Source organism: Niallia taxi (assembly GCF_004005475.1).
Lineage (GTDB): Bacteria > Bacillota > Bacilli > Bacillales > Cytobacillaceae > Niallia > Niallia taxi.
The window spans coordinates 314,712-340,107 of sequence record NZ_RZTZ01000004.1; the positions used below are offsets into that span (position 1 = coordinate 314,712).

The following is a 25,396-nucleotide window of genomic DNA, read 5'->3' on the forward strand; positions in this document are numbered from 1 at the left end:
AACCACATATAATAGCCCTTGCGAAAGGGCTATTTATATTATCAAGGAGGATGAAAATGGAACTCGAATTTTTCACGGCATTATTGTCCATTATTGTTATTGATTTAGTATTGGCAGGAGATAATGCCATATTAATAGGTCTTGCTGCTAGGCACTTGCCAAAAGACCAGCAGAAAAAGGTTATTATGTGGGGCTCTCTTGGTGCCATCATTATTCGAATTATAGCAACTCTAGCTGTTGTATGGCTATTAAAGGTACCAGGGCTGCATGTAGCAGGCGGGCTAATGCTAGTTTTTATTTCTTATAAATTATTAGTAGAAAATGAGGAACATAGCGATATCAAATCGAGCAATAATTTTTGGGGTGCAGTCAGAACAGTTATTATTGCCGACGCCTTAATGGGCTTAGATAATGTGCTAGCAGTTGCAGGAGCTGCCCATGGCAGTATTTTATTAGTAGTCATTGGCTTATTAATATCCATTCCTGTCGTAATGTGGTGCAGTACATTAATATTGAAATGGATTGAGCGCTTTCCAGTCATTATTACTTTCGGTGCAGGGATTTTAGCATGGACAGCCTCGAAAATGATCGTCGCGGAACCCTTTATAGGTACATACTTCCAAAACCCATTATTAAAGTATGGCTTTGAACTCTTAGTCATTGCATTGGTAGTTGGGATAGGAGTTTATAAAAACAAGAAAGCGTCAGATATTCCAGCGGGTGATGTAGCTTCTGCTGAAGTAAAGGAATCAATTAACTTTATGGATGAGGAAAAACCTGAAGAATTCCTGAATGGCGAAAATATAGAGGGCCATAAAGAACGGGAAAGAGAGCTGACAAAGGTTTGATAAAAAAAGAAGGTGCCGAATTTCAAATCGGCACCTTCTTTTTGTAACTATCTTTCTACAACAGAAACAATTTTTGTCTCGCCAGCAGCTAAAGTATCAGCATCCTGCCATATAAGCGAGTAGTTTTTATTTTTGATATTCGGCAAAATCACTAATATTAGCGGACTATAAGCATTTTCATTTAAATAATTCATATCAAAATTAAGGAGAGCATCGCCCATTTTTACCGATTGACCAAGTGTAACTAAAGCTTTAAAGTAATCACCTTTTAGGGAAGCGGTTTCAAGACCGATGTGGATCAAAACATCTATATCCTCTGAATTTCTTACCGTCATAACATGGTTCGTATGAGAAATATGGGTAACCTCACCAGAAACAGGTGAAACAATTTTACCATTGGAAGGATGGACGGCGAAGCCTTCACCAACAAGCTTATTACTGAAAATTGGATCTGGTACAGTTTCTAAAGAGACAAACTTTCCATCTGCAGGAGTAAAAATAGAATTTGCTTCTGTTTTCTTCTGATGACTATTTTTAAACATTATTTAATCTCCTTTCATACAAGAGAAACTAAATCTCCTGTTCCCTTTAAAAGTAAATGTAACGAGTGGCAAACTGTTCGTCAATTCCTTTTTAGGAGAACATCAATATACAAACCTAGAAACCTAGTGATACCAACAGTTTCATCCATTATTCTAATATAGAATGAACAGAGATAATGAAAAGTTATGGAAAACTTTCTTCAGAAATATGGGTGGTTACCTCGTACATCCATAACTTTTTTTTATGATATTTAATAGAAAATGTGTATTTTTTATTATGGTTTAAATGTAATAGAATAAATGTAGAAAGTAAGTATTAACCAGTTAATTCATACAACAATAAAGGTGGTTATCTGATGGCAAATTATAAATTAGGTGTTCTTTATGGAGACGGAATTGGACCTGAAATTGTGAAAGCATCTGTAGAAGTATTGAAGGCTGCCACTCAACAAGCAAATAATGGTACAACTTTTGAATACAAGGAGCTGCCGATGGGATGGGAAGGTATTAAAAAATATAATGATCCTGTTCCAGAAATAACGAAAAAAGGCCTGGAGGATACGAATGGCTGGCTGATGGCTCCACATGATTCAGCAGCTTACCCTGATGAGCATCGAATCTCGAAGCGTAATCCAAGTGGTGAACTTAGACATCATTTTGATCTATATTCTAATGTACGTCCAAGCCGCGCATTGCCGGGGACTACTAGTTTAGTAGGAAATGCAGATCTTGTTGTTTTTAGAGAAAATACGGAGGGCTTCCTGTCTGATAGAAATATGTATAAAGGTACAGGAGAATACATGGTAAATAAGGATGTTGCATTAGTAACAGGCGTATTTACAAGACAAGCAACAGAAAGAATTGCCCATGAAGCATTTAAGCTGGCAATGACAAGACGAAAAAAAGTAACAATCGTTCACAAAGCAAATGTAATCAAGTTTGCCTATGAATTATTCCGTGATGTTTGCTACGAGGTTGGTGAAAAGTACTATCCAGAAGTAGAAGTGAATGATTTTCATATTGATGCAATGACAGCTCACTTAGTAAGAAGAGCAGAAGAGTTTGATGTTATCGTAACTACTAATCTATTTGGTGACATCCTATCAGATCTTGCTGGTGAACTTGTTGGAAGTCTTGGTTTGTCAGCATCTCTCAACACAAATGGTGAGCAAGCAATGGCACAGGCAGCACACGGTTCAGCACCGGATATTGCCGGTCAGAATGTTGCAAACCCAACAAGTATGCTGCTTTCAACAGTGATGCTTCTACAGTGGCTGGCAAACCATCATGATGATCATCATTTAAATGTCATTGCCGAAGTAATCGAAAATGCTGTCTTACAAACAATCGCCGAAGGACCAACTACCCGTGACCTTGGCGGAACGGCATCTACGACAGAATTTACAGAAGCTGTTATCACGAGAATGCAAGCATAAATAAAATAAAAACCAAACGGGTATCTGTTTGGTTTTTTCTATAGGAGGATTAATTCATGAATAGTAGTAATGAGCTGATAGCATGCGGCAAGTATATGCTCAATAATAATTTGGCATGGGGAACATCAGGTAATATCAGCAGCAGAGTCAATGAAAATACAATGCTGATAACCGCTTCAGGCACCTTTATGGGCGACTTGAAAGACGAAGATTTTGTCCTATTTGACCTTCAGAATGAACAAAATCTAAGTGAACGAAAAGCCTCGAAAGAAACACCAATGCATACAGGAATCTATAAAACAAGGCCAGATGTACAAGCGGTTATCCATTCATCACCATTCTATACAACGCTCTTTGCATGCAGTAAAGAACCAATAGTGGCAAACCTGTTTATTGAAAATTTTTATTACCTGGAAAATATCGGCTATGTAGATTATTTTCATCCAGGAACAAGAGAGCTAGGAGAAGCGATAGCGGAAGAGGCAAAGAAATCTGATGTCATTATGATGCGAAATCATGGTGTAGTAGTAATGGATTCCTCCATTTCGGAAGCTTTAATGAGAATAGAAACATTAGAAATGACGTGCAGAATGATGTTAACAGCGAAATCAAGTGGGGTTGAATTACATTCGCTGCCAAGCTTTAAAGTGACAGAGTTTTTGGAAGAGTCCCTTTATAAGCCAAGGATTAAACGATAAGGAGGCATTACGATGATTGGTGTAGTAGCAGATGATACAACTGGCGCAAATGATATTGGTATTATGTTTTCAAAAAGCGGCTATAAGGTAAAGGTGCTTACCTTCGAAGAAAATATGGAAATAGTCAAAGATGCAGATGTAGTTATTATTGATACAGACAGTCGCTTAGACAGTCCCAAAACTGCTTATGATAAGGTTTTTAAAGCAACCAAGGTTTTACAGAATGCAAATTGTTCGATGTACTATAATAAAACATGCTCCGTGTTTAGAGGCAATATTGGGGTAGAATTTGACGCCATGCTCGATGAATTGGAAGAAGATTTTGCGATTATTTCACTATCCTTTCCACAAAACGGCCGAACTACCGTAAATGGGATTCACAAGGTTAATGGCAAAAGACTAGAAGATTCAGAGTTCCTCCATGACCCTGTTCATCCAACGATAGAATCAAACTTAGAATCCATCTTGAAAAAACAAACGAGAAGAAAAGTGACTTCTATTTATTTAGATGTAGTCAGAAAAGGTCCCGAAGAATTAAAAACGGCGATTGAAAAGGCAAAAAACGATTATCAGTACGTACTCATTGATGGGGAAACACAAGAGGATCTCAACATTATCGCCCAAGCTGCAGCAGGATATAAAGTTCTCGCTGGAAGCTCTGCCTTAGGAGAGGAATTGCCTAAAGCTCTGCCGAAATCAGAATTTCCTCATTTAGCTAGCACTGTATCAATAAAGGATGAAAATGGAGTTCTAATTATATCTGGAAGCTTAACACCGCAAACAAAAGAGCAGACGAAAGAGTTAATAGACTCTGGGGTTTCAGCTATCATAGTTGATTCAAGAAAAATCTTAGACAACACTTATCAAGGAGAACTGGAAAAAGTATATAATGAAGCCAAATTGCTATTGAAAGACGGGCAAGACGTGTTAATTATGGCGGAAAATAATCCAAACATTGTAAAGGAAACAAAGGAAATCGGAAAACTAAAGGGTTTAAGTGAATTAATTATTAGTAAAAAAATCTCCAGCTTTTTAGCCGCTGTTGCTAAAAGACTGACTGATTCTCTAAATATAAAGAGAATTGTCGTTGCGGGCGGAGACACTTCTGGCACTGTATGCAGGCATTTAGAAATTAAAGGCAATTATATTGTGAAGGAAATTGATACAGGTGTGCCTTCTGGATTAGTAATTGATAAGGAAATGTTAATTGTCCTTAAGTCAGGCAGTTTCGGTAAAAAGGACTTTCTTGTTAAAGCGGTTACACACCTTAAGGAACTAACTTCACTGTAAGTGCGCTTTCTAAATCAATTAACGTTCTATATAATTTAAACTAGAAGTTATGATTTCAGGAGGTATAACATGGACAAACGAGATTGGCAGATATTGCAGAAGTTATACAAGGAAAAAAATATAACAAAAGTTGCAGAAAGTCTGTTCATGTCACAGCCAGCACTTACAAAAAGAATTCAGCAAATTGAAGCAGAATATAAGGTAACAATCGTTCATCGCAGTAAAAAGGGGATTCAGTTCACACCTCAAGGAGAATACCTCGTAAACTATGCAGATGAAATGATAAAAAGAGATATAGAAGTACAGGATCATTTAGCTAATATGGATGACGAGATTTCCGGTACATTACGGCTAGGTGTTTCAAGCTTCATAACAAGAAAAATCCCGCCTGTTCTTAAAGAGTTTAAATCAAGACATCCAAAGGTCAATTTCAGCTTAACAAGCAAATGGAGCAGCCAAATTTTTAATCAAGTGTACAATCACGAAATCCATATTGGCTTTGTAAGAGGTGATTATAAGTGGATTGGCGGAAAAAGATTATTATTAGAAGAAAACTTGTCGCTAGTTTCTCATAGTAAGGTTGAATTAGAAGACCTGCCAACATTACCGCGTATTGATTATATTTGCGATGTTAAGCTTCAAGATATGATCGATACCTGGTGGTCAGAGAACTTTTCTGTACCCCCGAAGGTAGGTATTAAAGTAGATAAGACAGACACTTGCCGTGAAATGGTAGCACATGATTTAGGATACGCAATTATGCCTAGCCTAGTTATTAAAAACACAGGTAATTTATATCAGCTACCATTAAATGACAAGCATAATAACCCAATCACCAGACATACTTGGATGTTCTATAACCAAGATGACTATAATTTAAAATTAGTAAAAACATTTATTGAGTTTATGGACGAAATAAACTTTCAAGATATGATATCGAAGCAAGCTTAAAAAAGGATGGAGTGTGGAACATGAAAAAATATAAGGTCGGTTTGATTCATGCTACACTGAACTCAGTTAACCCAATACTGGAAGCTTTCGCAACGAATTTCCCTGAAATTGAAACACTTAATTTTATGGATGAGGGACTGCTCAAAGCACTAGACAAAGAAGGAGAAATTACCCCGGCATTAGTAGAACGCTTTGCGAGTTTACTAGGAAAAGCGGTGGAGTCAGAGGTGGATGGAATCCTTCTATCCTGCTCTGCCTACAGTCCAACAATTACAGAAATGCGCAAAAGATTTCCCCAGCTTCCAATTGAAAATGTAGATGACGCGATGATCGAACAAGCAGTTAAGCTCGGCAGCAAAATAGGTGTCGTTGCCACAGTAGCAACTGCAGGTCCTACCACAGAAAAAGCTGTACTTGAAAAGGCAGAAGCTTTAGGAAAAGAAGTAGAGGTGCTTGTTGAAGTTAATACAGAGGCTTTTACTGCGCTAAGTAAAAAAGACTACGAATCACATGACAGTTATATTGCAAGCAGTGTCAATAAACTGCTCGACAACCAAGTTGATGTTATTATATTGGCTCAGCTTTCGATGGCAAGAGCAACGACTGTTTTGAAGAATGTTGAAATTCCGATATTGACTAGTCCAGAAATAAGTTCTAATAAGATTGTCAGTGAGCTAGAATCTTTTTATCGTTAAATAATAGGAAGACCTTCATCTCGATGGAGGTCTTATTTATATTAGGATACACAGGAAAAGCTACAAATTAATCATAATTACCATGTTATACTTATATTGGTATTATCATACAAAAATAAATCTGGTGTAATTCAAAAAATTCTCCAGTCAGGGGGGACTCATGCATGATTGCATCTATTATTTACATTGTGTTAGTTGTTGGAGGGTTATTGTATTTAATAAAGAAAAAGCGTGATACAGAAGCAAAATTCACATTAAAAATAATTGGTTATTATATTTTAGGTGTATTTGCTTTTAAATTTAATGGAATTGCTTTGCCGCTTGGTTTTATTATCTATTTGCTGTTTTTCCTACCTAAGGTAAATGCAGATATTAAACGGCAAGCAGCCATCTTTGGTTTAATCATATTTATACTTGTTCAATGGATTACACCATTTACTGTCTATATGTGGGAAAGCCGAACGATTACTATCGAGCATGAATTAGAATCAGCGTATACGACCGATTTTGCGGAAGAGAATGAATTGATTACGAAGGAATTAAAACTAGAAGAGAGTAATGTAAAGCTGGATAATTTTAGTATGGACTATACTCAATCTGGCAAAATAACAGACTTAAGCTGGGAGATGCTTGGGGAAGAAGACAATGAGTATATTTATTATAGAATTCAATACTTTACTGATAAGAAAAAATACGAAATATCTAAGAGTCATCATGAAACATGGAGTCAATTTTTGTTTCTAGTGGATACAAAGTATTACTTTGAAAAGTTGGATTTGCTTGATATTCAAGATATTACAATTGCCAAAGGTAAGTTTTCTTCATATAAATTATTCAGTTTCGGAGAAAGATCACAATATGGCTTTGCCGAAAATGAACCACATGTCATTTCAAATGGAGAAATAAAGAAATTAAGTGAAAAACAGTTGCCAGTTGATGCTTATTATATTTCCACATATGCTCTGAAGAAGATGAGCGAAGAGACAGATGAACAAGGTAATATCGTACAAGAAGACTGGGAAGGAACTGAATTCACAGATTATCTATTTGATATCACTCCTATTGAGGAAGAAGAGGATTTTTAAGGGGGATACTGATTGTTCCCTAAAAGGAAATTTATCATTCTAAGCTAAACCTTGAAAAGCCTGCCTCATTTTATATATAAACTATAAAATTACCAAATTATTATAAAACTGTAAGTTATTATTTTATTTTCCTCCTAAACAATGTTATAACTAGAAAGGTATTTATTTATAAGAGGTGAATAATGATTAACCAAATCTACTTACGAAGAAAAAACAAACTCATACTAAACAAAAGTAATGAACCTACACCGCAACTCCATAACATAGCCACAAGCGCAGCTAATTTTGAGTCACTAGGCTATTCACTGTCAAAACCTATAATAGATATCCTTTATACATATTCCTCAGACCAGCTTAACGAATTCTATTTATCGACTTTCCATAGTTTGAAAGAGTTATTGGGTGCTGATAAGACCTATAAGCCAATGTATCCTAATTTTCCACAACAGGTAATGAAAGCAAGTGATGCAGAATTATATATGAATGCGGTTATTCATTACGCTTCTATTGGTGCGATTCTGCCTCAATATGAACAACAGACAAGATTGCCATTGTATGACAGGACAAAACTACAGCTGATTGCCCTTGGTTCAATGGATGATTTTCTGACTATTTTCCGGAACTTACTCTCTTCCAAAACATCTTTATCAGAAAGTGATAGGGAAGATTTAGCTTATGTTTTTGCTAGTTTGCCAGAACATGTTGAGCAAATAATTCCGCAAGACATTCCTCTAAAGGAGAATGTTGCACTGCTTGGAAAACTAATAGTCGAAAACAACCTTAATTACAAACTGCTGATCCAATATGTTAAAACGGCGATAGATGTATTACGACTTGCAGTGTCTCTGTCTGATGGAGACATCAGTTTAGCGGCGAATACGCGTTTTAAGAGCTTTAAAAGAAAAGAAAGGCGTTTATTATTAGCTTTACTTGAAAATTGCGGAAGCATCGAAGAGGATATGAAGCGATATAAAAACAGATGGATTAGATTAGGAGAGCGACTGCATCCTGCAGAATACAAGCAATTTACAAAAGCAAACGAAGCATTTTCAAAGCTGAGAAACAATGAGGATATTCCTACATTTAATGGGCTTGTTGCACAGGCACTGCAAAATAACCAAATAGACGATGCGATTAGGTTATTATCAAAAAGACCTGGGGAGTTTGCCCGCAAGCTTGATCAACTTCTACGTATGCATCCCAAACCCCAGTCTGTGATAGAAAGCTTTCAGCTGGTGGCTGATAAAGTGGAGACGGCAGTACTACTGCAAGTAAGAGAGCATTTCAAGCACAGAAATAAAGACAAAGAAAAGAGGGTGTTTTTCCCTAAAGGGAATGTTGCTAAGATGTATGTAATTGATAATACATTGCCTGCAATAGACGAAAATGTTTGCGAAGCTGCTGTCCGTCTCTGTGAAAACAGCTTGATTGAGGCATACAAGCAAAAGGAACCGCTTGGAAAAGTTTACTTGGATGAAGCGCTCAAAAATTATATAGTTCCATTTTCGCAGCGCTCTGCAAATAAGTCGATAAAATCTGTTGTCAGAGGCTCAAAGATAGATATAGCTGAGTCAACATCAATTAGAACCTTTTTATATTGGAAGGACGGGTCAAATGAATGGGGCACAGATATCGATTTATCCGCTGTTATGTATGATGACTCATGGGGATACTTGGAACATGTTTCGTATACAAATTTAAGGTCAGCTAAGTATAAGTCATGTCACAGTGGCGATATTACTTCAGCACCGGCTGGCGCTAGTGAGTTCATTGATTTAGACATACAGTCGGTTCGAAATTTTGGCGGAAGATATATTGTGTTTTCCATTCACTCTTTCAGCGGAGAAGCTTTTAATGAGCTGCCAGAATGCTTTATGGGCTGGATGAGCAGAGAAAATCCTAATTCAGGGGAAATATATGAACCAAAAACAGTTGAGAACAGACTGGATATTACATCTGATTCCATGATTTGTATAACTATGATTCTTGATTTATATGAGAATAAAGTTATTTGGACAGATATTGCACTTCGGACTGAACCAGATTATGCTAATAATGTAGAAGAAAATCAAATGGGCATGGTTTTGATGGGGAAGGCTTTAACATCCCTCGTTAAACCAAACTTATATGATTTATTTAAGCTTCATATTGAGGCAAGAGGAGAACTTTGTGGTAATATAGAGGAAGCAGATTTAATTTTCTCTGTTGATAAAGGGATTACTCCTTTTGATCTTGATATTATTGTTGCAGACTATCTATAAATTAATATTGGGCTATTATCCATCTTCCTTCTAACTCTCTTATCTTCAAAATTGTTAGGTGGATAGCTTTCCCGATTGATTTTAAGGCTATGCCATACCTTCCTTCTTAAACTCTTAAGTTTTATCGAACTTAGGTACGGCAGTTTCCTTGTAAAGTCAGGCTCTTATTAGGGTCTGGCTTTATTTATTGTAGTTTTGGTTTTTATCCTGATTTATGAGTAAAGTGCGGTTTTAAGAGAAAAGTGTTTGTTTATTGAGAGAGTCTATTTCAATAGCAAATTTTAACTATTTAACTACGATACTTCCCTATCTTGAAGAAAGAACCACGTAATTGTTAGTAATTTACTAATGACTACGTGGAATTTTTATGACCAAGCTTCTATTAAAGGCTGAATCCCTAACTGAATTTCTTCACAAGTTAGGTTGTTCAATATATATAAATAATAACATTAAACTTTATACTAATATAAAAAATGTTGATTTAAATCTCTATAAAAAGAGTGATAGATTTTCTTCGAAGGCTAAGTATCGTTATGAGGAGATATTAATAGATACTAATGAAAATAAACGTATAAATTATGTATTTGGATTTTTTTGTGAAAATACAGTAGAAATAAATGGAGAGTTTAACTTAAAAAATATTAATGACACCGTTAGAATACTTGGTGAAAATCTCAAAGAATCTAAATTAGTTCGACAAAATAAATTATGGATTTGAGTTAGTAATTTAGGGCATAAAAAAGTTAAGTTCTTCGCTGATTGCACAGTCCTGGGATTATTGTAATAAACCATTATGTATTCTTTTTCTGATCTCCCAATCTTCAATAAACTTAAACATCGCTAAATTGGCTAAGAGAAAAGAAAAACCACCCCGCGCCACAAACGTAAGGGTGGTTCTTCTCGCTAATCTAATATATCAGCCTGATCGCACCGCGCTTTGGCAGTAGTTCAGGGTCAAGGAGTTACAGCACCTTGGATTTTCTAGTTAACATATTATACCCAAGCTACTATTAATTCAAGCAAAACCATATAGATTATTTTTATTTCATTTGTTGTTTTATATCATTCACGAACAAAATCGTTTTATTAATGAGGGGGAGGAGAACAGTCATATGATCCTCACCGGGAAATTCAAGGAATTCACTTTCAAACACAGGAGAAGTATGTTTTTGAAGCTCATCATTAAGCATTTTCGCTTTTTCATTCATTTCTGAAAAATGATCTCTTTCCAATTCTCCGCTTGTAATTAGGAGCTTCGCGTTTATCTCATTTGCCATAAACTGCTGTTTTGCTTTATTCAGGAATACTTCATTCCAATGTATGGATGGGCTGCTGGCAATATAATACTGAAACGAAGCAGACGAGGTAAATAATGTAGACAAGACAAATAACCCACCAAGAGAATGCCCGATAATCGATTGTTTCTTCTTATTAACATGGTATTTTAGTTCAATCTGCGGCTTCAATTCCTTTTCAATAAAAGCCAGAAAGTAACTGCCGCCGCCCGCTTGTGGAAGCTCTCTATCAATAGCGTGATACGATAAAAAATCAATGTTAGGTGAAAACGTAAAGTCGTAATATCTATTGTCATTAAATGGACCACTTGTTTCATAGCCAATGCCGACAATGATATGCGGTTTTTTGCCCGTTATCTCTGCTCTTCTAGTTTGCAGATTCATTATTTCAGTAAAACTTGCAAAAACAGAATTCCCGTCTAAAACATACATAATCGGAAAGCCATCATCAGGCGCAGGTGAATCAGGAACAGAAACAAATACTTTATATAAACGCTTTAATTCTCGTGAACAGATTAACCAGGTTTCCGTGTGAGGTAAAGTGTATGGCTCTGTTATCATAGTTTTCTCCATTTCCATATTTGATAGGTTATCTTTATTAATTGGATAAAATTTGGTACTATTAATGAAAATGATTATCAATATCATTCATATTTTAAAGGGAACTGGTGAGGAAAACAAGTGGCAACCATAACAAATCATAATATTTGGAAAAACATCTACTTAGATTTGAGCAGTATTAATCGTATTCAGAAGCAAAGGAAAGAAAATAAAATCACCTCTTATTTTGAACTAATATATATTCATGCTGGCCGGGGCACATTTACTATTAATAAAGAAGAAAAACACTTTGCCAGCCATCAGCTGCTCTTAATACCGCCAGGCAGTACATATAAACTAACATTTGCATGTGATGTGGATTATTATCTTGTTTCCTTTCAAGTATTTTTGAAGGATAAGAAAGAAGAGGCTCAACCCACCTTAACCGGATTGGCGTGTATTCAACAGCAGGTGATTCCGTTTCATCAAGTGATAGCAGGACTAATAGAGGATTTGTACCGCCTTAAAGGGGAGGGAATTCCATACATACATTTCCTGCAAAGAGCAAAGCTGAATGAAATATTTTTTCATTTATTATCATATAAAAAACACGTTACACCTAATGATACTCTTTTAGCAATCGAGGAAACAAAAAGATATATGGATACCCATTTCAATGAAAAGTTAAAGATTGAGACGCTGGCACAACAGGCAGAGCTTAGCCCAAAATACTACTCAGAAATGTTTAAAAAGCAATATGGAATTACAGTTAGCGACTATATTACAAAATTACGTGTAAACAAAGCAAAGCACTTATTATTACTGACAAAGGATAGTATTCGTTTGATTGCCAGCTCTGTTGGCTATGCTGATGAATTTTACTTGAGCAGAAAGTTTAAACAAGCTGTTGGTATTTCCCCATCAGCATATCGGGAGAAGAGAAATCGGAAAATAGCTTCTTACGATTTTGCGACAACAGGACATTTGCTTGCACTGCAAATCCTTCCATATGCTGCCCCTATACATCCGAAATGGACACTTGATTATTATGAACAATTTAAAGATGATATTATTTTTCACCTTGAATCTTATCGAAAGCATACGGAATGGCGAAAAAATATTGCAAAGCTACAAGAGGCTAAACCACATCTAATTATTGCGAAGCAGGATATAACTGCAGAGGAAAAGGCAGAATTGGAGAAAGTCGCTTCTGTCTTTTATTATTCGGAGAAAGACAATTGGAAGGATCAGTTTTTCCAAATTGCAGACTATTTGGACTGTATAAAAGAAGCAAAGGAGTGGATGGAACACTATGAAAGTCATGCTAAGCGTGCAACTGCTCAATTAGTTCCATATTTAAACGGAAAAAAAGGACTAGTCATCAGTCTTTTCAAAGATAATTTTTATTTGAATCGCTCCAGAACGGCTATTGAGGTTATATTTGAAGAACTGCAGATTGCTTCATCTCAAGCTAGAAATCAATGGAAGCATAATGAGGGCACTCAGTTAGATAAGATTATTAAATGGCAGCCTGATTTTATTCTGCTGAATATACGGCAGGATGAGGAAACACTGAGATTTTGGCAGAAGCTAAGAAGATCGCCAGAGTGGAACAATATAGAAGCAGTCAAACGTCAGCAGGTTTATTTTATCCAATCAGACCCCTGGAATGAATGCTCTGCAAGCTCGCATATACGGGTTATTGACAATTTAGTGGAGATGATTACGGAAAAAGTACAAGGAAAAGAGAGGAAATAATCCATGTTCCAATAAAAGATAGTTTTGTATAATCCTAATTGATAGTGGTTATCAATATCAATTAGACTATATAAAGGGGAAGATACTCGTGAGAAAATATGCACTTATTATAATGCTAGGAATAATGCTAGTAATAGCAGTAGCCTGCGGGAAAGAAGAGTCTGCAAACACGGATGAAAATTCAGCAGCGTCAGAAGAAGCAAGTTCCGATACTACAAAAACGATTACCTTTTTAGATAAAGACTATGAAATTCCAAGCAACAGTACAAAAATTGTTGCGGCAAGTCAGGAAGCAATGGAGGACTCTGCAGTGTTAGGTGTTAAACCAGTAGGGGCAGTTGCAACTGGCGGAGAGTTTCCTGCATTCTTAGGTGATTCTATGTCTGAGGCAGAGGAGATTGGTGACAAATTCCAGCCAAGTACTGAAAAATTACTTCAATTAAAACCTGATGTTATTCTTGGAACGAGCAAATTTCAGGCAGATGTAGCCGATAGCTTAAACAAAGTTGCTCCAATGATTCCGATTTCTCATATTTCTACACATTGGAAGGATAATCTTCTCGTGTTGGCTGAAATTACGAATAAAACGGAAGAAGCAGAAAAGTACATTTCTGACTATGAAGCAAATGCGAAGGAAACAAAAACAGCAGTTACAGAGAAGCTCGGTGATAAGGAAGTGCTAATGTTTAGAGTACGTAATGGCAGCATCACTATCTATCCTGAAAGTGTTTATTTCAATCCAGTACTATACACTGATTTAGGACTTACGGTTCCGGAAGAAGTGAAAGCAGCAAAAGCACAGGAGCAGATTTCATTGGAGAAACTAGCAGAAATGAATCCTGATTATTTGTTTGTTCAATTTGAGGACTCTGAAAATCAGGAAAATAAAGATGCATTGAAGGATTTAGAGAGCAATGCAATTTGGAAGAATTTAAATGCAGTTAAAGACGGACATGTATATGAAAATGTCATTGATCCGATGGCAGCAGGCGGTACTGCTTGGAGTAAAACGAATTTCCTTGCAGCATTTAAAAAGGAATTAGGTCTGTAAAAAAACAAGTACTTGTCCAGCAATTGCCGGACAAGTACTAATTGTTTATAAAGGTGAATGCGTATGTACCCAAAAAAACTAGCAACCTATTTAATTATCCTATTATCTCCATTCTTATTTGCATTAGTTACCCTTCTGTCGATTCGATTTGGGGCTACAGATACGAGTTTTAAAGATATTTTTATGGCTATTTTTCACTATGATCAAGAAAATATGCAGCAGACTATCGTAAGGACATCAAGAATACCAAGAGCAGTCGGCGCCTTGCTTATTGGGGTATTGCTGGCAGTTTCAGGTGCTTTAATGCAAGGGATTACGAGAAACTATTTAGCGTCACCATCGATTATGGGTGTGACAGATGGCTCGGCCTTTTTTATTACAATCTCGTTTATTTTTTTGCCTAATTTGTCTTCCTTTCAATTATTATGTCTTTCCTTTTTAGGCTCTCTGTTTGGTGTTGCACTTGTAATGGGGTTGGCAGCTTTCGTAAAGAACGGGTACTCGCCCGTTAAGCTGGCGATTATAGGGACTATCATTGGAACATTTCTTAGCGGGGTATCCTCTAGTCTTGCCTCCTATTTTCAAGTATCGCAAACAATGAGCTTTTGGTATAATGCGAGACTTCACCAAATTGATTTAGATCTACTAATATTTGTCATTCCATTTGGCATAATCGGTATCATAATCTCGATTATTTTATCCAAGTCAGTGACAATCCTTTCTTTGGGTAAAGAGCTTGCAACAGGCTTAGGACAAGAAACACGGTGGATTCAGCTTTTATCAATGGCAACGGTCGGCTTAATGACTGGGATTTCCGTTGCACTTGTTGGGAAAATAGGATTTATTGGACTGATTATTCCCCATATTACGAGATTTCTAGTAGGCAGCGACTATCGGGCAGTTATCCCATGTGCGGGCATACTAGGCGGAGTATTTTTGGTTCTCTGCGATGTGATCAGCAGGTTTGTCAACTATCCGTTTGAAACACCTATTGGTATCATTATATCCATCATTGGTGTTCCTTTCTTTCTTTATTTAATCAAACGAAAGGGAGGAGGCTCTCAACGTGTTTAATAAAAGATTTTACATAATTGTTTTTGTCTTGCTTGCTCTTATTCTTGCAGCAGGGTATTACAGCATCACAAATGGCGTGTACCCAATAACCTTTAAGCAATTCTTTGAAAGTATATTCCGCATGCAGCAACAGGAGGATATTGATTTAGTTATTTTTGAATTAAGACTGCCAAGAGTTGTTCTTGCCTTAATGATTGGCTTTGGACTTGGCATCGGGGGCGCAGTCCTGCAGGGTATCACAAAGAACGGACTAGCAGATCCGGCTATTCTTGGCATCAACAGCGGAGCAGGAGCCTTTATTGTAGCGTATATGCTCCTTTTTCAAGGAACCTTTTCCGGAGATCAGTTGCTGATGAAGCTGCTTATGCCGTTGATTGGAATGGTCGGCGGGTTATTTGCGGCAACAATAATTTTCCTGTTAGCATGGAATAGAATTAACGGTCTTGACTCCCAGCGACTGCTATTAACAGGGATTGCCATCAGTACAGGGTTTGGATCACTGTCCATGTTTCTATCCTTAAAGATGAAAGCACAGGATTTCGAAATGGCAACCGTTTGGCTCAACGGGACAATCTATAATGCCACATGGACTTATGTTGTATCCATTTTGCCATGGTTTCTGCTTGTCGTTCCGTTTATTATCATTAAAGCCTATAAGCTTGATTTATTTAGACTCCAGGAAAATGTTATGAAGGGGCTTGGCATACAGGTTGAGAAAGAGAAATGGCTGTTAATGGCAGGTTCGGTCATTTTAGTTAGCTCCTGTGTTTCTGTTTCAGGAAGCATTGGATTTATTGGCCTTATTTGTCCTCATATTGCAAGACTTCTTGTTGGCTTGAAGCACCGGCATTCCTTGCTAGTTTGCGGTCTTGTCGGTATGCTGCTCCTGACCGTAGCTGATTTTATCGGCAGAAGTGTCGTCGCACCTGCAGAGATTTCTGTAGGAATTATTCTAAGCATAATCGGTGCACCATATTTCATCTTTTTATTAGTGAAAGCAAAAGTGTAGGAGGCAATTATGGAAGAGCTTATTGAAAGAACCGTTGGTGGCAGGAAGTTGTACATATACTTGCCTCCAAGCTACCATCAAACAGATCACCATTATCCAGCAGTGTATGTGCATGATGGCCACTATTTATTTTCCCACAATCTTGAAAGATTAAAAGAAGGCTATTTCCGCCAAGAAATGAAAGAAGTGATTTTTATTGGTATGGAGCCAATTAATAGACTTCATGAGTATACTCCATGGCCTGCAGCGAGCTTAACACCAGCTTTTCCAGCTTTTAAGGGAGAGGGAAAACAATATTTGCACGAATGGAAGCATTCTATTAAAGCATATATGGATAGCAACTACCGCACAATTCCAGATATGGAGGAAACGGGTATGCTAGGCGCCTCTTTAGGTGGACTAATCACACTGTTTGCACTGTTTACAACGGGTAACACAATAGGAAGGTATGGTTTTATTTCCCCATCCTTATGGTTTCCGGACATACTTGGATATATGGAGACCCAAGAATGCCAAATTGAAGGAAAGAAGCTGTATTTATATGTTGGCAGTGAAGAAGGTAAAGGAAAAACAAATATTCAAAGTAAAATGGTTCAAGCTGTAAATGAAGCTAATGCCATCCTCAAGCAAAAGGGGTTCTTACAGGATAATCTCCATTTTGACATTCAGCTTCTTGCTAATCATCATCGTGAATTCTTTATCGAGCAATTTTTTACTGCTTTCCGCTGGCTATACAGGAAATGAATGAGGCGGGGACATATTTGTTTAAGTCTAATTTAAAACCGAACTATTTAAACGTTTATTGATTAATAGTTTGGTTTTTTATGTTGTTCGGTTTAAAAACAATAATTAAAAATCTTAGTGGAATGAAGCGGAGTACACTTGACTAATAAGAGAAATAGAGGACGATAAAGACTCCGCAGGCGAATACAAGACTCCATACCTTTTGCGGAAAGCGATTGATTACAGTGCAATGGAACGAACTAATTATAAAGCCATAATCCTTTTTTTATTACATGCTCCATTATCTCAAGATAGATAAAATTATATATTATTCGTGTTTAAGTAGATTATATTTTGTTTTGTCCCAGTTTATTATTTATAATCATGTCCAAAAAAAATAATAACGCTTTCAAAAAAGTGTTTGACGAACGAGGTTAGAGGGTGTTAATCTAATAACGACCAATTAATTAGTTCATTAAACAAATTAATTATGTTTAATAATAATTGATGATGGTTTGTACATTTTCTCCAAAAATGTAAGGGTTTACAAATTAGTTGAACAGGGGGTAGGAGGAAGTTTTCTATTGAAAGGATGTATTGCATGCTAGACTTTTTAATGCCTCTAGAGACAATTGCATAAGCACGAACAGATTTATTTGAAATTTCCGTCAATAATTACAATTCTGTATGGAGGGATACTGATGGCTCAAACTAATAGAGAGCTGGAAATACCGGATGTAGACAGGAAAGTACAAAAATTTGGAGTGAAAGATCAGTTAGGCTATTTGTTTGGTGATTTTGGCAATGATTTCTTTTTTATCCTAGTTGGTTCATTTCTTATGGTGTATTACACAGATGTATTTGGTCTCAGCCCTGCAATGGTAGGAACGGTTTTTCTGATTGCCCGCCTTTGGGATGCAGTGGCTGACGTAACATGGGGCCGTTTTATCGATACGAGAAAGCCAAGCAAACATGGCAAGTTTAAACCATGGATTTTCAGAATGTCGTTTCCTCTCGTCTTTTCGGGTGTGTTGATGTTTATACATATCCCTGGCATGTCAACAGGATTTTATGAGGCATATGCCTTTGTGACATATATTTTATGGGGAACACTTTATAGCACAGTGAACATTCCATACGGATCAATGGCTTCTGTCATTACAAGTGATCCTGTCGAGCGTACGTCACTGTCCAGTTTCCGGACAATGGGAGCTACATTAGCAGGATTAATTGTAAACGTGGTAGGTCCGCTAATCATCTTTGTCGACAACAAAGCAGATCCTAACCGCTTTTTCTTGGCAGCGATAATTTTTGCAATCCTTTCTCTTTCCTGTTATATGGCATGCTATCGGTTGTCTACCGAACGTATTACGGAAACGAGAGAGCAGAAAAAAACCTCTCTTAAAGTTACTTTAAAAGGGGTCGCAAAAAACAAGCCGCTGCTTATCATTCTTTCTGCTTCTTTAGTATTTATTATGAGCTCCATGTTAAAGGGCGCAGTCGATGTGTATTTGTTCAAAAACTATTTTGACAATGCTAAAGCATTAAGTATTTCAGGACTTATTGCGACAGCTGCTATGTTTATTGCGATATTGATCGCAAAACCGCTCGTCGCACGTTTTGGAAAAAAAGAGGTGGCGGCCGCTGGTTTACTGCTTTCCGTCATTGATTATCTACTACTCTATTTCTTAGCAGACATTAGTGCTATTCAATTCCTTGCGATATCTGCTGTTGGAATGTTTGGATTCTCTTTTTTTGGTATTGTCGTTTGGGCTTTTGTCACAGATGTCATTGATTATCATGAATTTATAACAGGCATGAAGGAAGACGGTACGATTTACTCTATCTATTCATTTGCGCGAAAGGTAGGGCAAGCAGTTGCCGGGGGCTTAGGCGGAACAGCACTTGCTGCAGTTGGTTATAATGCATCTTTAGATGTGCAATCAGAAAGCACTCTGCAGGGCATTCATACACTTGCAACCCTTTTGACAGCAGGCTCTTTGTTTTTGGTTTTCTTACTGCTAGTGTTCTTATATCCGCTCAGTAAAAAGAAAACGCTGCAGCTTGCACAAGATCTTACAGATAGAAGAAATTCTGGCAAATAAGCTAAGAAGGGATAGCTGGTTGCAGCTATCCCTTTTATAATTTGCAAATAGAAAAAAACGAAGGCCCTAAATACAATAGAGCTTCGTTTTTATTTTAAGCATCGTTTTCAAGCGTAAAATTGAGCATAGGTACATCCAAGAAGTTTTTGATTGCCAAAGCACAAGCACCTAAAACGACAGCACCTTTCCCTAGTGGAGAAATTAATAACCCTTGATAATGGCTCGTGGAAGAGGACAAATTTGCTTTGATTTTTTCAAGCGAATCAGGATAAATTCGCAGCAATTCACTCTCAAGCACAAGTGTATCAGGATTATACATGTTAATTAAATTATTCAGTCCAATGGAAAGATAATAAAGAAGCTGTTCCATCAAGTCAATTACCTCTTCATCACCACTTTCAATCCAAGCTTGGATTTGGTCATAAGTCAGATTTTCTATCTTCCTTGTTGAGGATAAATGGTCAAATATACTTGCTTCTGATGCATATTTTTCCCAACAGCCTTTGTTTCCACAATTACATGGCTTACCACCAGGTACAATAATCATATGACCTGCTTCTCCGGCGAAACCATCATGGCCACGGAAAAACTCATCATTCATCATCATGCCGATACCAATACCAGAGTAAAGAGTTGTACATAATAAATACTCTGTCTCATGGTGCTGATAAACACGTTCTGCAAAGGAACAAAGATTAGCATTGTTCTCTATATAAATGGGAATGTTTATTTCCTTCTCCAAATCTGCTTTCAAATGGATGTTGCTCCAGTCCAAACGAGGAACAAAATGGATATTTTCATCCTTTGACACTAACCCGTGAATTGCGATGACAATGCCGACAATTCCATATTCGCTTTCAGGCGTACTCTTAAGAAACTCTTTTATCGCCTCTATAAGGATAGGTAAAATCTTATCGTAATCATTTGTCTTTAGTTCAACAGATTTAGTGGAAACTGGCTGGCCGAGAAGGTCTGACAAAATGAAAGAAATCTTGCCGCTGTCGAGATCAATGCCAAGAGCGTAGCCAGCATTTCCGTTCAAGGACAGCATTATCGGTTTTCGGCCAACTGAATTATGCTCAAGCTGTGTCTCGACAATTAACCCTTCAGCGAGAAGATCTGCCACCTGAACAGAAATTGTCGCTCTTGTTAAGTCTGTAACCTTAGATAAATCAGCTCGTGATATCATTCCTTCCTTAATGATGTTTCTTATTATTGAGGAGCGATTGAGTTTTTTTATGTATGCTGCATCACCAGTAATCATGTAATCCTCCAGTGTTCTTATATATTGATATATTTAATATTAGACTACCCGTATTATACCAGCAACATTTAACTTAATTAAACGTGTGTTAATTGTGTTATCGTCATTGACGAACAAATATAAACATGTTACATTATGGTTGTAATTAATTAGTTTAGTGAACAAATTAATGTTAAGTGAAATGTAAATGCTTACAACTCGTTTTGAAAACTATTGAAAGGGAGAGGGGAGCATATGAAAAAAAAGTTTCTCGATGTTGATTTTTTGCTGGATAGCAATACGGCAAAACAGCTATATGAAAATGCTGCTAGCAGTTTACCAATCTTTGATTTTCATTGTCATTTAGATCCGCAAGAAGTTTGGGAGAACAAAACATACGAAAATCTGACAGCATTATGGCTTGGTGGAGACCATTATAAATGGCGAGTGATGCGTATACACGGAGTTGATGAAAAGTATATTACTGGAGATGCCAGTGATTGGGAGAAATTTAAGGCTTGGGCTGAAACCGTGCCGTACTTGATTGGAAATCCTTTGTACCACTGGACACATATGGAGCTGAAAATGTACTTTGGAATCGATAAACTGCTTAGTCCAAAAACAGCACAAGACATTTATGAGCAATGCAATGAAATGCTAAAGACTGCACAATATTCTGCAAGGGCATTGATAGAAAAATCAAATGTTACATTCATCGGAACAACAGATGATCCTGTTTCTCCATTACAATACCATCAATTATTAACGAAAGATGAGAGCTTTAAGACAATCATCGCCCCTACCTTCCGGCCTGATGGAGCACTCTTTATCGAAAGACCAACATTCAGTGAATGGTTAGAGAAATTAGCAGTCGTATCTGGAATGCAGATTCATAATATAGACGGTTTAGTGGCTGCACTTAAAGACAGAGTTGATTTCTTTCATGAAAATGGGGGACGTGCATCAGATCATGATATCCCTAAAATGGATTATGTATCCACAACAAAGGAAGAAATAGACATCATCTTTGAAAAAGGTTTAAAGGGAATCCAGCTATCTGAAGATGAACTAATATGCTATCGTTCGTTTTTGTTGAAAGAGCTTGGAAAAATGTATGCTGAAAAACAATGGGTCATGCAATTACATATAGGCGCAATGCGCAACACTAATACAAAAATGAAAAAGCTTATTGGTACAGATACTGGTTTTGATTCAGTCGGGGAAGCAAATCATGCCCATGGACTGGCTGCTTTCCTTGATAGTCTTGACATGGAGGATGCTTTGCCAAGAACGGTTTTATACAATCTTAATCCAAAAGACAATGCAGTGCTTGCTGGCATGGTTGGAAACTATTCAGAAAAAGGTGTATCAGGAAAGATTCAATTTGGATCAGGCTGGTGGTTCAATGACCATATCGATGGCATGGAAAGGCAAATGAAGGACTTAGCAAATGTAGGGATGTTGAGTCATTTTATTGGTATGTTGACAGACTCAAGGAGTTTTTTATCATATGCCCGTCATGATTATTTCCGCAGAATCATTTGTAATATTATCGGCAATTGGGCGGAGAACGGATTGGTCCCACACGATATGGAGCTGCTTGAGGAAATAATTCGGAACATAGGCTTCCATAATGCAGAACGCTACTTTCTAGTAAGATAATTACTAGAAAGTGCGATTCAGTAATTTTACTGATACTGCTTTCTAAAAAGCAATATCAGTAAAAAAAACAGCAAAACTCAGCAGTTTTGGCGAATGTATTTTGCTTCAGAAAGCAATACAATAGAAGCAGGTACTTATTTTTTAATAAAAATGATAACGCTTACCTTAAAGAGGTGGTTTTTACTGGAACAATGGTTATTGGCAAATTACAGGATGCGAGGAATGGAGCCGGCAGGCTTTGAATTTCATTCACATCGCGAATACGAAATTTATTTTTTTCACTCTGGAGACTGCAAATACCTCATAAATAACCGGATTTATGAACTTCAGCCTGGAGACATTTTACTGATGGACGGTTTGACCCTGCATAAACCGAATCCATCCTTAAATACTCCTTATGTTAGAAGTGTCGTCCACTTTTCACCAGCTTATTTACAAGAAATTTTGCAAGCCCTTGGCATGGAGATTCTGCTTGCCCCTTTTCGAAAGCTGAACAACTGTCTCCTTAGAACAAATTACGATTGTTCCGCAAAGCTCGTCGAAGAGAAAATGAGCAAAATTGGCAGTTTATTCGCAAATAATGACAAACCTGGCTATTGTCAAGCAGACATTCAAGAGGCACAAGTTAAGCTGGAGCTTGTTCAGCTTTTAGTAGAAATTTATAAAATGAGTCAAAACGATTTGCAACTGATTCCAGCAAAAAGAACAGAAAAGGAAATCCATGCAGAAATGATAGCAGCTTGGATTGATGATCATTTTACCGAAAAAATCAGCTTGGAAAGATTAGCAAAGGAACGCAATCTAAGCAAGTATTATACATCCCATGTCTTTAAGGAAATTACTGGGTTTACAGTAATGGAATACTTGATGGGGTGTCGTCTTAACCATGCTAAATATTTACTGGAGGTCGAGCCTCAGCTCACATTAACTGAAATCGCACACAAATCAGGCTTTGAGAACATCTCCCATTTCAGCAGGTATTTCAAGGAAAAGGTAGGAAATACGGCAAAAAAGTATCGAGCACTTAAACTGGAAAAAAAGTTTTAGGAGGATGAACGAAGATGAATGAGCTATTGATTTCAGGATTTTCAGATGAAATTTCAGCTGATTTTGACACACAGCTTGAGGCTGTGAAGAAGCTTGGCATGCAATACATATCATTGCGCGGAATTGACGGCAGAAATATTGGCGACTTTTCGGTTGAGGAAATAAAGGAAGCTGTTTTACCACGTTTACAAAAGGCTGGTATTGGTGTTTCTTCAATTGGCTCACCGATTGGGAAAATTCTTATTGATGATGAAAGCGGCTTTGAGGAGCAAAAGCAAATGCTCCACACAATCTGTAAGATTTGTAGCTTGCTTGAATGTAATTATATCCGTATTTTCAGCTTTTACATTCCGAAAGGAGAAGAAGCAGATTTCTATCGAGATACTGTTATAAGTAAATTAAAGGAATTTGCCGAGATTGCCAACCAATATGAGGTAATTTTGCTGCATGAAAACGAAAAGGATATATATGGAGACATTGGTATTCGTTGTAAAGAAATACTACATGAGGTTGGCTCTCCTTCTTTTAAAGCGATATTTGATTTTGCTAACTTCATACAGTGTGGGGAGGAGCCAAAAGAATGCTACGATCTTTTGCAGGACGAGATCATTTATATTCATATTAAGGATGCAGTTTCTGCTACTGGACAGAATGTAGTGTGTGGCACGGGTCAAGGGAGGATTCCTGAGATTCTTGCACTAGCAATAGACAATGGCTATAAAGGCTTTTTGACACTTGAGCCGCATCTTGTATTATTCGAGTCGTTAAAGGACTTGGAGCTGGAAGAATCGCTTCACTTTATCGAAAATAATAAAGCGCTCACAGGTGCTGATGCATATAAACTGCAATATGAGGCGTTGTTGGAAATCCTTAAAAAAATTACAAGCAGGGAGGAAGTATGATGGGAAGCAAAGTGAGATTAGGTGTGATCGGATTAGGAGCACAGGGCGGAGCATACGCTGACTATTTGGCAGAGGGAAAAGTAACGAATATGGTGCTTGGAGCAATTTGTGATATTGATTCAGCGAAAAAGTCGGTAGCGTCTGAGAAGTTTCCTAGTATTCCTTTTTACGATAACTATATTGAAATGCTTGAAAGCGGTGCGGTAGACGCAATTGTCACTTGTGTTCCTCATTATGTGCATCCTGAAATGGCGATTGAAGCACTGAAAAGAGATATTCATGCACTTGTTGAAAAGCCAGCAGGTGTGTATACAAAACAAGTTAAAGAAATGAACGATTTTGCAGCAACAAAGCCTGAATTAACATTTGGGATTATGTTTAATCAAAGGACAAATCCACTTTACCAAAAACTAAAAAATTTAATAGATAGTGGAGAAATTGGCAGTATTCGTCGTACAAACTGGATGATAACAACATGGTGGAGGCCGCAAGGATATTATGATCAAGGAGCATGGAGAGCGACTTGGGAAGGAGAAGGCGGCGGTGTTCTTGTCAATCAGGCACCACATCAAATTGATTTGCTTCAATGGATTTGCGGTATGCCTAAGAAAGTGTATTCTAATGTGAAATATGGCTTCCAGCGCAATATTGCTGTAGAGGATGAAGTGACGGCATTGCTTGATTACGGCAATGGCGCAACAGGAGTATTCGTAACATGTACACATGATCTAATTGGTACAGACCGTTTTGAAATATTGGGTGATAACGGAAAAATCGTTGTGGATGACAGCAAAAAGATTACGATTAAACGTCTTGCTAAACCAGAGTCGGAAATGAGTGCAACGATGAGTATGCAGGATGTGGCGAAAATATTTATGGGTGGCAATACCGAAGAACTCTTTACAGAGGAAGTTCTAGAATTCGAGAGCGTTTGGGGAGAGCAGCATATCGCTGTTTTAGAAAACTTTGCAGCTAATATTATTGACGGAACGCCACTTATTGCGAATGGTGCTGATGGAATAAATGGGGTTGCACTGGCAAATGCTATCCATCTTTCAAGCTGGTTAGACAAGGAAGTAGAGCTTCCGATTGATGAAGAGGTGTATCTAGCTGAATTAAATAAAAAGATTGAAGCGGAAAAACGAAACCCAATTAAAAGCTAAAGCTTGAAGGGAGGATAT

21 protein-coding genes and 1 pseudogene are annotated in these 25,396 nt (G+C 37.3%); 19 read left to right on the forward strand and 3 right to left on the reverse strand.

The features are described from left to right. Positions 1-56: 56 nt before the first annotated feature. Positions 57-734, forward strand: a pseudogene (locus EM808_RS13060) (TerC family protein); the annotation flags it as partial. A 161-nt stretch (positions 735-895) separates the two neighbouring features. On the opposite strand, the gene EM808_RS13065 reads toward EM808_RS13060, so the two are convergent. Next, positions 896-1,390, reverse strand: a complete 495-nt coding sequence (locus EM808_RS13065) for a PTS sugar transporter subunit IIA (RefSeq protein WP_127738640.1) — start codon at positions 1,388-1,390, stop codon at positions 896-898. 356 nt (positions 1,391-1,746) lie between these two features. Between EM808_RS13065 and EM808_RS13070 the strand changes: the two genes are divergently transcribed. The 8 genes from EM808_RS13070 (at position 1,747) to EM808_RS13105 (ending at position 10,524) form a co-directional block, all read left to right on the forward strand. Continuing rightward, on the forward strand, positions 1,747-2,826 hold the full coding sequence (locus EM808_RS13070; RefSeq protein WP_127738641.1) for an isocitrate/isopropylmalate dehydrogenase family protein: 1,080 nt from the start codon (positions 1,747-1,749) through the stop codon (positions 2,824-2,826). A 56-nt stretch (positions 2,827-2,882) separates the two neighbouring features. Further along, positions 2,883-3,524, forward strand: a complete 642-nt coding sequence (locus tag EM808_RS13075; protein WP_127738642.1) for a class II aldolase/adducin family protein — start codon at positions 2,883-2,885, stop codon at positions 3,522-3,524. A 12-nt stretch (positions 3,525-3,536) separates the two neighbouring features. Beyond that, positions 3,537-4,814: a four-carbon acid sugar kinase family protein gene (locus tag EM808_RS13080; protein WP_127738643.1), complete on the forward strand. Its 1,278-nt coding sequence runs from the start codon at positions 3,537-3,539 to the stop codon at positions 4,812-4,814. 69 nt (positions 4,815-4,883) lie between these two features. Next, positions 4,884-5,765, forward strand: coding sequence for a LysR family transcriptional regulator (locus EM808_RS13085; RefSeq protein ID WP_127738644.1), 882 nt, complete (start codon positions 4,884-4,886; stop codon positions 5,763-5,765). Positions 5,766-5,785: 20 nt separating this feature from the next. Next, positions 5,786-6,460, forward strand: a complete 675-nt coding sequence (locus tag EM808_RS13090) for an aspartate/glutamate racemase family protein (protein ID WP_127738645.1) — start codon at positions 5,786-5,788, stop codon at positions 6,458-6,460. 164 nt (positions 6,461-6,624) lie between these two features. Next, a complete protein-coding gene (locus tag EM808_RS13095) occupies positions 6,625-7,545 on the forward strand; it encodes a hypothetical protein (RefSeq protein ID WP_127738646.1) in 921 nt (306 codons plus the stop codon). 182 nt (positions 7,546-7,727) lie between these two features. Continuing rightward, complete coding sequence (locus EM808_RS13100; RefSeq protein WP_127738647.1) at positions 7,728-9,806, forward strand: TerD family protein; 2,079 nt, start codon at positions 7,728-7,730, stop codon at positions 9,804-9,806. Between the two features lie 367 nt (positions 9,807-10,173). Next, a complete protein-coding gene (locus tag EM808_RS13105; RefSeq protein WP_127738648.1) occupies positions 10,174-10,524 on the forward strand; it encodes a hypothetical protein in 351 nt (116 codons plus the stop codon). Positions 10,525-10,846: 322 nt separating this feature from the next. Here EM808_RS13105 and EM808_RS13110 read toward each other — a convergent pair whose 3' ends face one another. Then, positions 10,847-11,662: an alpha/beta hydrolase gene (locus tag EM808_RS13110; RefSeq protein ID WP_164849660.1), complete on the reverse strand. Its 816-nt coding sequence runs from the start codon at positions 11,660-11,662 to the stop codon at positions 10,847-10,849. Between the two features lie 120 nt (positions 11,663-11,782). Between EM808_RS13110 and EM808_RS13115 the strand changes: the two genes are divergently transcribed. The 6 genes from EM808_RS13115 (at position 11,783) to EM808_RS13140 (ending at position 19,361) form a co-directional block, all read left to right on the forward strand. Next, positions 11,783-13,399 (forward strand): ABC transporter substrate-binding protein, encoded by a 1,617-nt coding sequence (locus EM808_RS13115; RefSeq protein WP_127738650.1) that lies wholly within the window; start codon positions 11,783-11,785, stop codon positions 13,397-13,399. Positions 13,400-13,487: 88 nt separating this feature from the next. Next, a complete protein-coding gene (locus tag EM808_RS13120; protein ID WP_235856610.1) occupies positions 13,488-14,450 on the forward strand; it encodes an iron-hydroxamate ABC transporter substrate-binding protein in 963 nt (320 codons plus the stop codon). 63 nt (positions 14,451-14,513) lie between these two features. Beyond that, on the forward strand, positions 14,514-15,524 hold the full coding sequence (locus EM808_RS13125) for a FecCD family ABC transporter permease (protein ID WP_127738651.1): 1,011 nt from the start codon (positions 14,514-14,516) through the stop codon (positions 15,522-15,524). Between the two features lie 13 nt (positions 15,525-15,537). Continuing rightward, positions 15,538-16,533: a FecCD family ABC transporter permease gene (locus tag EM808_RS13130; RefSeq protein WP_127738787.1), complete on the forward strand. Its 996-nt coding sequence runs from the start codon at positions 15,538-15,540 to the stop codon at positions 16,531-16,533. Positions 16,534-16,542: 9 nt separating this feature from the next. Next, entirely contained in the window at positions 16,543-17,277 is a 735-nt protein-coding gene (locus EM808_RS13135; protein ID WP_127738652.1) for an alpha/beta hydrolase, read from the forward strand. A 680-nt stretch (positions 17,278-17,957) separates the two neighbouring features. Then, positions 17,958-19,361, forward strand: a complete 1,404-nt coding sequence (locus EM808_RS13140; RefSeq protein WP_205685850.1) for an MFS transporter — start codon at positions 17,958-17,960, stop codon at positions 19,359-19,361. Between the two features lie 94 nt (positions 19,362-19,455). On the opposite strand, the gene EM808_RS13145 is transcribed toward EM808_RS13140, so the two are convergent. Continuing rightward, complete coding sequence (locus EM808_RS13145; RefSeq protein ID WP_127738653.1) at positions 19,456-20,625, reverse strand: ROK family transcriptional regulator; 1,170 nt, start codon at positions 20,623-20,625, stop codon at positions 19,456-19,458. A gap of 234 nt (positions 20,626-20,859) precedes the next feature. Between EM808_RS13145 and uxaC the strand changes: the two genes are divergently transcribed. The 4 genes from uxaC to EM808_RS13165 all read left to right on the forward strand — a co-directional run bounded on the left by uxaC (position 20,860) and on the right by EM808_RS13165 (position 25,378). After that, a complete protein-coding gene (uxaC, locus tag EM808_RS13150) occupies positions 20,860-22,266 on the forward strand; it encodes a glucuronate isomerase (RefSeq protein WP_127738654.1) in 1,407 nt (468 codons plus the stop codon). Between the two features lie 93 nt (positions 22,267-22,359). After that, entirely contained in the window at positions 22,360-23,313 is a 954-nt protein-coding gene (locus EM808_RS13155) for an AraC family transcriptional regulator (RefSeq protein WP_127738655.1), read from the forward strand. A 14-nt stretch (positions 23,314-23,327) separates the two neighbouring features. Further along, complete coding sequence (locus EM808_RS13160; protein ID WP_127738656.1) at positions 23,328-24,215, forward strand: sugar phosphate isomerase/epimerase family protein; 888 nt, start codon at positions 23,328-23,330, stop codon at positions 24,213-24,215. After that, positions 24,215-25,378, forward strand: coding sequence for a Gfo/Idh/MocA family protein (locus tag EM808_RS13165; protein ID WP_127738789.1), 1,164 nt, complete (start codon positions 24,215-24,217; stop codon positions 25,376-25,378). Before EM808_RS13160 ends, EM808_RS13165 begins: the two co-directional genes overlap by 1 nt. Positions 25,379-25,396: the final 18 nt, after the last annotated feature.

Excerpts from the sequence above, each read along its gene's own strand:
- EM808_RS13065 (WP_127738640.1), bottom strand. The coding sequence starts at position 1,390 with ATGTTTAAAAATAGTCATCAGAAGAAAACAGAAGCAAATTCTATTTTT.
- EM808_RS13070 (WP_127738641.1), top strand. The coding sequence starts at position 1,747 with ATGGCAAATTATAAATTAGGTGTTCTTTATGGAGACGGAATTGGACCT.
- EM808_RS13075 (WP_127738642.1), top strand. The coding sequence starts at position 2,883 with ATGAATAGTAGTAATGAGCTGATAGCATGCGGCAAGTATATGCTCAAT.
- EM808_RS13080 (WP_127738643.1), top strand. The coding sequence starts at position 3,537 with ATGATTGGTGTAGTAGCAGATGATACAACTGGCGCAAATGATATTGGT.
- EM808_RS13085 (WP_127738644.1), top strand. The coding sequence starts at position 4,884 with ATGGACAAACGAGATTGGCAGATATTGCAGAAGTTATACAAGGAAAAA.
- EM808_RS13090 (WP_127738645.1), top strand. The coding sequence starts at position 5,786 with ATGAAAAAATATAAGGTCGGTTTGATTCATGCTACACTGAACTCAGTT.
- EM808_RS13095 (WP_127738646.1), top strand. The coding sequence starts at position 6,625 with ATGATTGCATCTATTATTTACATTGTGTTAGTTGTTGGAGGGTTATTG.
- EM808_RS13100 (WP_127738647.1), top strand. The coding sequence starts at position 7,728 with ATGATTAACCAAATCTACTTACGAAGAAAAAACAAACTCATACTAAAC.
- EM808_RS13105 (WP_127738648.1), top strand. The coding sequence starts at position 10,174 with ATGACCAAGCTTCTATTAAAGGCTGAATCCCTAACTGAATTTCTTCAC.
- EM808_RS13110 (WP_164849660.1), bottom strand. The coding sequence starts at position 11,662 with ATGATAACAGAGCCATACACTTTACCTCACACGGAAACCTGGTTAATC.
- EM808_RS13125 (WP_127738651.1), top strand. The coding sequence starts at position 14,514 with ATGTACCCAAAAAAACTAGCAACCTATTTAATTATCCTATTATCTCCA.
- EM808_RS13135 (WP_127738652.1), top strand. The coding sequence starts at position 16,543 with ATGGAAGAGCTTATTGAAAGAACCGTTGGTGGCAGGAAGTTGTACATA.
- EM808_RS13140 (WP_205685850.1), top strand. The coding sequence starts at position 17,958 with ATGGCTCAAACTAATAGAGAGCTGGAAATACCGGATGTAGACAGGAAA.
- EM808_RS13145 (WP_127738653.1), bottom strand. The coding sequence starts at position 20,625 with ATGATTACTGGTGATGCAGCATACATAAAAAAACTCAATCGCTCCTCA.
- uxaC (WP_127738654.1), top strand. The coding sequence starts at position 20,860 with ATGAAAAAAAAGTTTCTCGATGTTGATTTTTTGCTGGATAGCAATACG.
- EM808_RS13155 (WP_127738655.1), top strand. The coding sequence starts at position 22,360 with ATGTATTTTGCTTCAGAAAGCAATACAATAGAAGCAGGTACTTATTTT.
- EM808_RS13160 (WP_127738656.1), top strand. The coding sequence starts at position 23,328 with ATGAATGAGCTATTGATTTCAGGATTTTCAGATGAAATTTCAGCTGAT.
- EM808_RS13165 (WP_127738789.1), top strand. The coding sequence starts at position 24,215 with ATGGGAAGCAAAGTGAGATTAGGTGTGATCGGATTAGGAGCACAGGGC.